The sequence below is a fragment of the Streptomyces sp. UW30 genome (genome assembly GCF_008042075.1).
Taxonomy (GTDB): domain Bacteria; phylum Actinomycetota; class Actinomycetes; order Streptomycetales; family Streptomycetaceae; genus Streptomyces.
Genome location: NZ_RDBN01000032.1, coordinates 12,858 through 25,156, shown reverse-complemented (window position 1 = coordinate 25,156; position 12,299 = coordinate 12,858). Strand labels below are relative to the sequence as shown.

6 protein-coding genes are annotated in these 12,299 nt (G+C 69.3%); 3 read left to right on the top strand and 3 right to left on the bottom strand.

The genetic code is table 11. The features are described 5' to 3' along the window. Positions 1–769 (bottom strand): SpoIIE family protein phosphatase (locus EAO75_RS15200; protein ID WP_410092325.1); only part of this gene is annotated, 769 nt, incomplete at its 3' end. Positions 770–990: 221 nt separating this feature from the next. Between EAO75_RS15200 and EAO75_RS15195 the strand changes: the two genes are divergently transcribed. Continuing rightward, the gene (locus tag EAO75_RS15195) at positions 991–3,744 is read left to right on the top strand and encodes a SpoIIE family protein phosphatase/ATP-binding protein (RefSeq protein WP_187284451.1); all 2,754 of its coding nucleotides are present in this window, start codon (positions 991–993) and stop codon (positions 3,742–3,744) included. Between the two features lie 121 nt (positions 3,745–3,865). Here EAO75_RS15195 and EAO75_RS15190 read toward each other — a convergent pair whose 3' ends face one another. Together EAO75_RS15190 and EAO75_RS15185 are read right to left on the bottom strand one after the other, a co-directional pair. After that, the gene (locus EAO75_RS15190) at positions 3,866–5,035 is read right to left on the bottom strand and encodes a hypothetical protein (RefSeq protein WP_147995596.1); all 1,170 of its coding nucleotides are present in this window, start codon (positions 5,033–5,035) and stop codon (positions 3,866–3,868) included. Between the two features lie 10 nt (positions 5,036–5,045). After that, positions 5,046–7,763, bottom strand: a complete 2,718-nt coding sequence (locus tag EAO75_RS15185; protein WP_147995595.1) for a type II secretion system protein GspG — start codon at positions 7,761–7,763, stop codon at positions 5,046–5,048. A 784-nt stretch (positions 7,764–8,547) separates the two neighbouring features. Between EAO75_RS15185 and EAO75_RS15180 the strand changes: the two genes are divergently transcribed. Beyond that, positions 8,548–10,323, top strand: coding sequence for a serine/threonine-protein kinase (locus tag EAO75_RS15180; protein WP_147995594.1), 1,776 nt, complete (start codon positions 8,548–8,550; stop codon positions 10,321–10,323). 139 nt (positions 10,324–10,462) lie between these two features. Beyond that, positions 10,463–12,299: FHA domain-containing protein (locus EAO75_RS15175; RefSeq protein ID WP_147995598.1), on the top strand; the 1,837-nt coding region annotated here is incomplete at its 3' end.

The following is a 12,299-nucleotide window of genomic DNA, read 5'->3' as shown; positions in this document are numbered from 1 at the left end:
GCTGCTCGGGGTGTTCTGCCTGGCGCTGATGATCGTCCTCAGCTTCTTCTACACCGACCTGGGGACGCAGTACACGGCGGCCGCGATCATCGCGGTCACCTTGGCGGCCGCCTACGGCAGTCATGTCCGACTTCAGCGAGAGGAGATCCTCTTCCAGGTCSGGCTCGTCGTACGCGGCCTCCCTGAAGCAACTGATCACCGCCGAGGCGGCCCCCACTGCGGACAGGCCCTTGCCCCGTACGTCGCCTATGAGCAGCCGGACCCCGTGCGGCGTACCGATCGCCTCGAAGAAGTCGCCGCCGATCCGGGCCTGCTCCTGGGCGGCCAGATACAGCGACTCGATCTCGACGTCCTCGATGCGGCGCGGCAGCGGGCGCAGCAGCACCTTCTGGGCCGCGTCGGCGACGAGCCGGACCTGGAAGAGGATCTCCTCTCGCTGAAGTCGGACATGACTGCCGTAGGCGGCCGCCAAGGTGACCGCGATGATCGCGGCCGCCGTGTACTGCGTCCCCAGGTCGGTGTAGAAGAAGCTGAGGACGATCATCAGCGCCAGGCAGAACACCCCGAGCAGCATCGTGGGGAGTACGGACCACATCGCGCCGGCAAGGGCGGGGGCGGCCGGCAGCAGGCGGCTGACCGCGATCTCCCTGGGCGTGGAGAACGCGAGGGCGGCGATGAGGACGGTCAGGACCACGGGTGACAGCCGGGCAGCTTCCCATCGACCGCTGTAGGCGGGGCGACGGCGCCGCAGCCGTGCAGACATGATCACAAAATGCATCATATCGACCTAAACGGGCACTGCATCATGTCGGCCGGAGCGGGCATCCAGTGCGGGAAAACGATGCGCCGCACGCGAGAATCCGCGGCGGATGACCATGCCCGGAGGGGCCGAGGCCATGCGGCGTACGGCCCCTCAGACGCGCGAGGTCAGCCGAGTATGGATCGGGCGGACCCCTGGCCACTTGGGATCACCGATGTTAAAAAGGTCGCATGGCGAATCGTTTCGCCCGTTTTCCACATCTATCGGTCAGGCGCCTGATCAGCAGAAGCACGCGGAGCGTAGCCGGGCAGGTGCTGGTTTTCCAGGTGGCTCTCGTAGTGCTGCTCGTGGCCTGCGGCGTCTTCGCTCTCATCCTGCAGTCGGAGCGGGACAACAGCGCCGAGGCCAGGCGCCGCTCCACGGCCGTGGCGCAGACCTTCGCGCACGCGCCGGGCGTCCTGGCGGCATTGCAGACCCCGGATCCGAGCAAGATTCTCCAGCCGCTCACCGAGGCGGCACGCCGAGCCGCCGGTGTCGACTTCATCGTGGTCATGGACACCAAGGGCATCCGGTACACACACCCCCTGCCGGACCGCATCGGAAAGCGCTTCGTGGGCGAGATCGGGCCGTCGCTTGCGGGGAAGGTCTATGTGGAGAACGTCAACGGCCCGCTCGGTCGCGAGGTGCAGGCCACGGTCCCGATCGAGAACGCCGACAGCACGGTGGTGGCCCTCGTCTCGGCCGGGATGAAGGTCAAGAACGTCGAGAGTCAGCTGGCCCGGCAGCTACCGATCATCCTGGGCGCGGGGGCCGGAGCGCTCGTGTTGTCCACCGGTGTGACGGCACTGGTGGGCAGGCGGCTGCAACGGCAGACACACAGCCTGGGCCCGGACGAGATGACCCTGATGTACGAGCACCACGACACGGTGCTCCACTCCGTTCGGGAAGGTGTGCTGATCGTGGCCGCCGACGGGCGGCTGATGCTGGCGAACGACGAGGCCAGACGACTGCTGGAGCTGCCCCCGGACGTCGAAGGACGGCTGGTCACGGAGCTGCCGGGCCTCGATCCCGAGACGAGGGCGCTGCTCGCCTCCGGGCGCGAGGCCACCGACGAGGTGTACCTCGCGGGAGAGCGGCTCCTCGCGGTGAACCAGCGGCCCACGGACCGCGCGGGAGGCCCCAAGGGAATGGTGGTGACGCTGCGCGACTCCACCGAGCTGCAGGCGGTGACCGGCAGGGCGGAGGTGGCACGGGAGCGGCTCAGGCTGTTGTACGACGCGGGACTGCACATCGGTACCACCCTGGACGTGCTGCGCACCGCCGACGAGTTGGCCCAGGTCCCCATTCCCCGCTTCGCGGACTTCGTCACCGTGGACCTGGCAGACGCCGTCCTGCACGGCGAGGAGCCGGCCCCCACGGCCACGGACATGCGGCGCGCGGCCGTGTCCGGCATCCAGGACGACCATCCGCTCTCCGAACAGGGCCGGCTTTTCGCGTACCTTCCCTCCACGCCCCAGGCGCGCGGCTACGGCAGCGGCCGCTCCCAGTTGGTGAGCGATCTGCCGACCGCCACGAGCTGGCGCGTACAGGACCCGGGGCGCGCCAAGGCGATCATCGACTACGGCATCCATTCCCTGATCACCGCCCCCATCCAGGCCCGCGGCGTCGTGCTGGGCATGGCCAACTTCTGGCGTGCGCACGAGCATGATCGCTTCAACGAGGAGGACCTGTCGCTGGCGGAGGAGCTGGTGGCCCGTGCCGCGATAAGCATCGACAACGCCCGCCGCTACACCCGCGAGCACGCCCTGGCAGTCACCCTGCAGCGCAGCCTGCTGCCACAGGCCATGCCCGAGCAGAACGCCCTCGACATCGCCTACCGCTATCTCCCGGCCCAGTCGGGCGTGGGCGGAGACTGGTTCGACGTGATTCCCCTGCCGGGGAGCCGGGTGGCACTGGTCGTCGGCGATGTGGTCGGCCACGGCCTCCACGCCGCCGCCACGATGGGACGGCTGCGGACCGCGGTGCACAACTTCTCCGCCCTCGATCTGCCCCCCGACGAGCTGCTCAGCCATCTGGACGACCTGGTCGGGGGCATCGACCAGAACGAGGCGGCAGAGAGCGCGGCGGGCGTCGTGGGCGCCACCTGCCTGTACGGGATCTACGACCCCGTGACGCGCAGCTACGTCATGGCGCGTGCGGGGCATCTGGCGCCCGCGCTGGTCCAGCCGGACGGAACCGTCACCTTCCCGGACGTGCCGGCCGGTCCGCCCCTGGGGCTCGGCGGCATGCCGTTCCAGACGGCGGAGCTGCGCCTCGACGAGGGAACCCAGCTCGTCCTGTACACGGACGGCCTCATCGAGGACCGCAAGCGCGACCTGGATGTGGGCATGGAGCTGCTGCGCGACGCGCTGTCGGGCCACCCCGGCCGGTCGCCCGAGGAGACCTGCAAGGACGTGCTGGAGAGCCTGCTTCCCGGGCGCCCGAAGGACGATGTCGCCCTGCTCGTCGCCCACACGCGGGTACTGCCGCCCGACCGGATCGCCGACTGGGACGTACCACCGGACCCGGCGGCCGTCGCGGGGATGCGCGACGCCGTGTCCGAGAAGCTCGAAGAGTGGGACCTGTCGGAGTTCGGCTTCACCATGGAGCTCATCCTGAGCGAGCTGATCACCAACGCCATCCGCTACGGCGCCGGGCCGATCCATGTGCGGCTGATCCGCGACCGGACGCTGATCTGCGAGGTGGCCGACTGCAGCAGCACCTCGCCGCATCTGCGGTACGCCGCGACGACGGACGAGGGAGGCCGGGGCCTGTTCCTGGTGTCGCAGATGGCCGAGCGCTGGGGCACCCGGTACACCCCGCAGGGCAAGGTGATCTGGGCCGAACAGGCCCTGCCCGACGCCGGCCGGCAGCCCGACCCGACACCGGCCGACGCGGACACGTCGCCGGWCGCGGAGGCAGCCGAGCCGTCAACGCCGAACTGAACGCGGCGGCGATCAGCCGGGTTTCGTCGACGACATGCCGCCCGGTGAAGCCACGCCCACGCACTCGGCTCACGACCGGCCGACGGACCCCCGCGCCGGACTCCGGCCCGGCATCACCGGATCAGCGGTTCCCCACGACCCCGGCAACACCCCCCGCGACCCCGGCAGCCAGCACGGGCCGCAGGGCCATTTGCGCCTTCTCGATGAATGTGGCGACCTTCGACGCCCCGTCGGCATAGCTGACCGCACTGGCCAGCTGCGCCGCGTCGGCCGCCGCACCCGCGGTTCCCGCCACGTCCGCCACGGCCGCGGCCGCTCCCGCCGCTTCCGTCGCCTCCGCGGCACCCACGGCGAGGGGTACCGCAGCGGGCCAGGCCATCACCACGAGCGTGACGATCAGGGCCGCGCCCAGCCCGATGGCGAGCCACTTCTGCAGTTCCCTGCGGTCGGCGGCGTTGTCGTCCCAGTACTGCTGCATCGCGGGCAGCAGAACGAGCTGGTGCTGGTTCTCCAGTTCGCGCAGCCTCCGGGCGACTCTCTTCAGCACTTCGACGGGGACACCCTGGGGCAGCGGCGTCGAGTGGATCTCGTACAGCACCAGGCCGTCCTTGCCGATGCCGTCGGGACGGAACGTGGGCTTGTAGCAGATCCACTCGAACTTGACGCTCCCGGGAGCGCCGGTGGCGGGCTGGGTCGGGACGAGCGGGTAGTACAGCTCGTTCCAGTACGGTCGCCAGGTCGAGCGGCGTACGTCAATCTGTGTGGGGGCACCGATGCTGACCAGCCCACTGCGCTGTACGGCGAGCATTTCCTTCAGGGCCTCGCCGACGACGTATCGGTTCAGGGTGTCGATCTTGTGCTGGACGTCCTCGACCTCGGCGTCGGCGGCCTCACCGACCGTGGTCACCTCGACCAGTTCGAGGATCATGGTCGACCCCTCGATCCGGACACCGAGCATGTCCGAGCGCAGCCGCCCACCGGCCCGCTGCGACGTGATGTTCTTCTTGAGCGCCTTGCGACTGAGCACATTGCGGTACTCCGCCAGCATCCACTTGACGAGGATCGCCATCGCGCCGCGGAACCGCTTCGTGTCCAGGTAGCTGATCTCGCTGATCACCTCGGAGTCCGGGTAGCGCTGCTTGAAGTACCTGGTGAAGCACTCCACCATGTACCACTCCGCCGTACGCGCCTCCAGATCCATGCGCACCCGATCGATGCCCCCCTTGCCGTCGGCCCCGACTTTCCGGGTCGGCAACGAGCAGTAGCTGCCCAGCAGTTGGATGTCCGCCATGGCCGTCCCGCTATCCGTTGTCGCCGAAGTCGGAACCGACCTCGATGTCGAGGCCACTGCACGGGGTGTACTCGAACCAGGTCCCGACGAGATTTCCCTCCGCGTCGGTGGAGATGTCCCGCCCTTCGTCCGTGCCGCCCGCGGACGCGTCCGCTCCCTGGCTGGAGACCACGAACGGCGCGGTCCGCCCGGGGTTCTGGTAGAGGTACGGCTTGCCCCAGGGGTCGGTGACGGTGAGGTTCGGACGGGTGTCGAGCAGCACCCGCAGGCCCTGCCTGGTGGTCGGGTAGTACTCCGGTTCGATCGGCGCTCCGCGCCACGTCGGGTCGTCCCGCTGCTTCGCCTTCTCGGCGTACTTCTCCAGGGCGTCGACGATGACGCCGATCTCGCGCCACGCGCGCTGCTGGTTCACCGTCAGCAGCGGCCGGGCCCGGGCGGCGATGTCGGGATTCGCCGGCGGGATCCCCGGATAGTTGGTCCGCGCGTAGGCCTCGATCTCCTGGGCGATGCTCATGTACGGCGGGTCCTCGGGATCCGGCGATCCGTCGCCGTCCAGGCGGCCGGTGGACATCAGCCGGGAGAAGGCGCGCTCGAATCCCGGCCGGATGGGCAGCACCACACGTGCCGCGCCGGCCCGCAGGAATTCGCGACGCAGCGGGTCGGGGTGCCACAACAGCCGCTTCACCTCGGCGAGCTTCTCCGACCCSCAGAAGTACGGGTAGAGGAAGTAGAGAACGTTCTCCCATTCGACGGCCTGGTGCAGGAACTTGACGAACTCGCCGAACTTCCTGATCTTCAGCCACACATCAGGGCCGAAGGGAAGGGCGGACGGATCGATGTCGTCGGTCCAGGTCGGTGTGCCGTTGGTGCCCAGTGCCGCGAGCACGGTGTCGATCTCGTCGGGTGCCGTGTCGAAGTCGCTGCCGAAGAGCCACTGCAGGGACCGCTTCATCAGCTCCTCGCGCTCGGCACGGCGCAGCGTGAGGGTGTCGTCCCGGCTCAGCTCCGCCAGGAGTTGCTCACGGCGGTCCCGCAGCCGCTGCTGGAGTGTGTAGTACTGCTGCTCGGCGGCCTCCCGCAGCTTCTGCCAGGTGTCGAGCTGCCAGGCGAAGTACGCGTGCGCCGACAACCGCAAGGTGGCCGCGAGCCGGAAGCCGGCCCAGCTGACGTTGCGGTGGGTGTACTGGATCGAGATGTGGCCCGCCTTGCCGTTCAGGTGCGCCAGCGCGGACAGGTAGCGCCCCTTGAGTTCCGCTCCGACGGGGGTCGCCGTCACTTCCGGGGCCTCGTCGCCGAGCACGTCGAAGCGGGCCAGTTCGGCGSGCTGCCATCCGTAGTAGTTGACCTCGAAGAGGGTCGGGACGAGTTCGTAGCCTTCCGGCAGGTCGATCTGCCAGGACTGGTACCGGGTTTTCACGGCGTCCCCCTCTTCGATGATGGAGGGGAACTCGTAGGTGTAGTCGGGCGGATTGAGGTTTTCCGCCGGCGGCGCCGTGACAGGTGCCCCGTAACGTGCCGCGAGCGACATCCAGTTGTGGCGGGCGATCTGGTCGATGCCGAAGGGGAACTCGTAGGGGGTGGCGAGGGTCTTGTCGATCTCGGCGAGTTCCATCAGCTGCCGGCGCAGCGCGCCGCCCGGGTCGGGCACGACCAGGTCGTACGTCATGCGCAGGCCGTACCGCATGAGGTCCACGCGCCACTTGCGCATGATCCGGTAGTAGTCGATGCGCATCACCCGGGTCGTGTTGTTGGTGATCACGCGGGCCGCCTCGTCCTCCTCGCCGCGGCGTGTCTCGGTCCGGAAGGAGACCTTGTGCTCCTTGCGCGAGCGGGAGGACGCCTTGGAGGTGATCTCCGTGGCGTGCTTGGTGCTTGCCTGGCGCGACTCGTGGTCGGAGGTGGACACGCCGTAGTTCAGGGTGCTCGTGACCGACACCGTGCCGTAGCTGCCGCTGGCCGTGACCCCGAAGTTGAGGTTGGTGTCGCGCTTCGACTCGTTGGCGGTGGACATGGCCACGTCCGTCTTCTCGGCCACGCCCTTCTCGGCGTACGTCTCCAGTTCGTCCGTGACGATCCTGGACAGTTCCTCGCTCTGCGTCGACCACTCCTTGTGGCTCACTCGGGCGGTCTCGCCCGGAGCCATGGGGATGGTCGAGACGAGTTCGCCGCGTTCGAGGCCCACCGGCTGCATTTCGATCCGCTCAAGATGCAGCCAGCCGACCGGTTGGATACCGGCCTCCTCGACGAACCGGTCGACCAGGAGATCGACGTCAGATGCGTCGGGCTGTTCGGTACCCAACGGAGCCGGGGCCGTGCTCGGGGGCCCGGCATCGGTGGCCCGGCTGTCCGCCGCCGGATGGGCCGCCGTACTCTTCGGCTCGCGCAGGTCCGCGACGACCCGCCCCAAGGCGGCCAGCGTCCGGGGATCGATACCCCCGTACAGCCTGGCGGTGCTCGCGACGGCCGCCGGGCCCCGGTCGACCAGCGACGGCGCGATGGTCTCCAACGCCTCGGAGAGTTCGGCGTGTTCGCCCGGCAGCCGCTGCGCCATGGCCTCGATCTCCGGCCGGGTCAGGCGCAGGGATCTCATGAAGTTCAGCTTCGCGAACACTGACATCGCCGATCCCGGCCCGGTGTGCATACCGGGCTCGGCAGGCACGGCGGACGGGACGGGTTGGGTGTAGGTCGCTTTGAGGATCGCCCGGGTCGAGTTGGTGAGTCCGGTCATACCTGTTGTCCCCCTCAACATGTGCGCGGCGCAGCCGCGATGGTCAGCGCATGGCAGAGCGCCCGGCTTGGAGTGTCAGCGCGACGTGCGCCCGGCAGGTCGGTCGGGGCGAACTCGCGCTTCGGTGGGTCATCGGCTCCACCGCCCGTCGTGGTCAGCGACAGCCGGGAGGCGGAAGAGTGCTCGTAGCGGCAGGCGTCGGAACGTCCCCACGTTCCCCGCTTCGGTGGTCCTGACAGTCCTGTTGCAACGTCTCGTGGGGTCGGTTCGGCATGTCCCCGAGCCGGCCGCTTGACAGCGCCAGGCAAAGACAGTGGAGCGCACACAACTACTCAGCTCAATCAAAATTGAGCAGCCTTCACCCGATGGGATGACGTGGGCGACCAGGTCCGCGCGCCGCCTTGCGGCGACTGTTCGCCGACCGGCCGAAGACTCTTCACGGTGAGGCGAACCATTCGAACCTGCGTGCGCGTGTAGCACAATGCTGCTCCTGGAAGGCCTGGGAAGCGGCGGGCGCTACAGCCGCGACGCCTAGGCGCGAGGAACTCTCCCAGAGGGACGGCGCGTTCACTGGGAGTACAGGCGGGGGTCATGACGACCGGCGGGGCGCGTGCGACATCATGTGTCCGCGCCGAGTCGGTGATCGCCGGCCACGACGCTGGACGCCGCCCGCGGGGTGGCGGGCTCGCTGTCGGGCGCTGTATACGGGGAAACGGGGCTGCTGCACGAGGGCGACATCGGCAATCGCCCCGGCCGCCGCACGAGGAGAGGGAGAGCCGTCCGGATGCACAACAAGGAGGCCGTACAGGTGCCACCGGACCAGGAGCGGAGGATCGCGGGCCGCTACCTGCTGCTGTCGCGCCTCGGCGAGGGCGGTATGGGGACGGTGTGGCGGGCGCGCGACGAGACGCTGCACCGCGACGTCGCCGTCAAGGAGGTGCGTGCCCCCGCCGGACTGTCGGCCGCGCACATCGAGAGGATGTACACCCGGCTGGAGCGCGAGGCCTGGGCCGCCGCCCGCATCCCCAACCGCAACGTGGTGACCGTCTACGACGTGGCCACCGACGACGGCCGCCCCTGGATCGTCATGGAGCTCGTGCGGGGCCGCTCGCTCGGAGACCTGCTGCGCGCCGACGGACCACTGACCCCGAAGCGGGCGGCGCAGATCGGCGCCGAGGTCCTGTCGGCCCTGCGCGCCGCCCACGGCGAGGGGGTGCTGCACCGCGATGTGAAGCCCGCCAACGTGCTGCTCGGCGACGACGGCAGCGTCGTACTCACCGACTTCGGCATCGCCATGGTCGAGGGCGACTCCTCGCTGACCATGACCGGCGAGGTCGTGGGCTCCCCCGAGTACCTCCCGCCCGAGCGGGCCCTCGGCCGCACTCCGGGTCCCGAGTCCGACCTGTGGTCGCTCGGCGTTCTGCTCTACGCGGCCGTGGAGGGCCTCTCTCCGTTCCGTCAGGACACCCCGCTCAGCACCCTGCGCGCGATAGTCGACGAGGAACCCCCGACGCCGCGCCGGTGCGGGCCGCTCACCCCGGTCATCGAGGGGCTTCTGCGCAAGGAGCCCGCCGAGCGCATGCCTGCCGAGCAGGCCGAGCGGGAGTTGCGGATGATCGCGGCGGGCGGTACGGCCGCGACGCCCCCGACGGCTGCCGAGGAAGCGCCCACGAGTACGGCCCTGGAAGCCCCCACCGCCGGCGCCTCGGAGGTCCCTACGGACGGCGGAGCTCTCACGGTCGGTGACACTCCTACGGTCGGTGACACGCCGACTGCCGGGGACTCTCCCACGGTTGGTGAGACACCGACTGCCGGTGACGCTCCGACCGCCGGTGCCGGTACGACGACGGCGGCGGCGCACGCCGTGACCGGGACATCGGTTGCCCAGCCCGTTCAGTCCCCTCAGTCCACTCATTCCACTCAGCCCACTCAGCCCGCTCAATCCGCGCCCGGACCCACGCCCGCCGCGACCGCGGCGCGCCAACCCGCGGCCGCCGCACCGCCCGTCGCTGCGGCACCGCCTACCGCCACCGCTCCACCCGGCGCCTTCGGCCCACCCATCCCCTACGAGCCGCAGCCCGCCGAAGTCCCGCGCCGCCGCCGACGCACCGCGGCCCTGATCGCCGGAGCGGTGGCGTGTGCCGTGCTCATCGCAGGGCTGAGCTACGCGCTGGTCAATCGCGGCGATGACGAGGGAGGGAACGACAAGGCCGACTCCACCTCGCAGCAGGTCCGTGCGACGGTGACAGGCGCGAACACGACCTACGTAGGTCAGTGTTCGCCGCCGGCCGACCAGGCCCCCACCTTCACGGCGACGTTCGCCGTGGACGAGGCACCGGCCAGGATCACCTATCGGTGGGTGTCCAAGGACGGTTCGGTGGTCGATCACGAGTGGCGCTCCCTCTCCTTCCCGAGCGGCGGGGACCGTACGGGCCAGGACGTCGTGCGGCTGACGGCCTACTCCAAGGCCGGAACCTTCACCAGCGAGATCGGCGTGGAGGTCAAGGGCTCCCAGGGGACGACCTCGAACACGGTGCCCTTCTCGGTGACGTGCGAATAGACGGTGACGGAGCGGCCGGATACGGTCGCCCCGGCTCAGAGAAGCAAGATCGGTTGAACCGGGGCGGGTCATACTGACGTGTATGTCGCGGGGGAGTTCACCCTCGCCGTGTCGAATGCCGTTCCCAAGGAGTACGCAGGTGCCGTCGATCATCGTGGGACGTACAGGCCCCTTCACCGGTCAGAGTGTGGTTCTGGAAGGTGCACCGCTGACCCTGGGGCGTAAGGGCGACAACGACATCGTGCTCGTGAGCGCCAACGCCTCCCGCCTGCACGCCGAGATCGTCACGGAGGACGCCGGGTTCGTCCTGTACGACCGGGACAGCCGCAACGGCACGTATGTCAACGACGAACGCATCACGCGGCACGTTCTGCGCCCCAACGACTGCATACGGATCGGCGACGAGACCTTCCTCTACGAGGCGCAGGAAGCGATGGAGACGGTCATGGACCTCTCCCTGCTCAACTCTCCGCGCCTCGACCCGACCGCCGACCCCGGCACCCTGCGCGTGACGGTCACAGGCGGCGGTCCGGTCGGCCTCGCCTTCGCCCTGGCGCTGGACGAGCAACTCCCGGGGCGTGCGCAGATCACCGTGTACGACGCCCGGTGGCGCAAGGAAGGCTCCACGATCGTCTGGAAGGACCAGAGCCACGGCAACGTACGGCGCCAGCAGGTGGTGACCGTGCAGAGCCGGCAGTACCTGGCGCTGTCCGAGGAGGTCCGCTCGGCGCTGTTCGACAACACAAGTGACTTCTCGGAGATGTGGCCCGTCGGACCGGACTCCGTGGACGGCCGTCCGCCGCGCAACATCCGCATCGCCTACGTCGAGGACCAGTTGCTGGAGCTGGCCAACAAGCGTGCGGCCATCAGGTTGGTCCCCAAGCGCTTCGACGTGGAGGAGCAGGAGAACCGGCTCGCCCAGGAGCACGTCCTCGTCATCGCCGAGGGCGGGCGCTCCCGCACCCGCGAACACTTCGCCGACCGCTTCGGGGCGGCCGACGCCTCGATCTACTCCCTCGACGGCGAGCACCTGCGGGACATCGTGCTGGGGCTGCGGGTGAAGTCGACACTGCCGGACCCGATGAGTGTCCTGCTCACCGTGTCGCAGAACCGATTCCTGCTCAACTCGCTGCGCGGCGAAGGCTTTTTGAACATGCGGCTCACCCGCGAGGAGGCCGAGGACGTGATCGGCATCGATCCGGTCCGCAAGGTCTTCGAGGAGTGCATCGCCGCCCGTCCCTGTGTCATGGCCCGGGGCGAGCACAACGAGTTCACGTGCCCCACGCACGGAACCCTGTTCCTGCCGGCCCTGCTTCAGGGTTCGCCGCTGTGGAAGCGGATCCTGGAGGGGCTGAAGATGTTCGCGGTGCCCGAGGAGGACCTGTCGGCGGTCACCTCGTTCCGCCTGGACATGGTGCAGCGCCCGCGCTTCACGGCCCAGCTCAGCCGGCCCACCGCGAAGACCCCGGGAACCTTCGGCTTCCTGCTGGGCGACGCGGCGAACGCGATCCACTTCTGGCCCGGCCGCGGCCTCAACAGCGGTCTGGCGTCGGCCACTTCACTCGCCCGTTCGCTCAGCCGCGTCTGGCAGGGCCGGCCGCTGCGCGACGCCGACTTCATCCGGCACGAGGCGGCGATGTCGATGCTTCAGTACCGGCACAAGTCCCGGGCCTGGAACGCGATGGTGGCCACAGACGACGAGGGGGTCACCCGCGCCATCAAGGACATCGTCGCCCGCAGCATGGAGCCGGACGACGGCTCCGCGGCGCGCCGCTCCGACCTCGACCTGCTGCTCGACCGCATGATCGCCATCCGCGAGCGCCTGTCGTCCCGCCTCCCGGGCATGCCCACCGACGAGGTCCTGCGTGCCCACCTGGCCACACTCGCCCCTCAGACGCTGCGCACGCTTCAGGAGAGCGGGGCGTGGGACACCCTGATCGTCAGCGGTGAGGAGGCCGACATCGACATCTTCTACC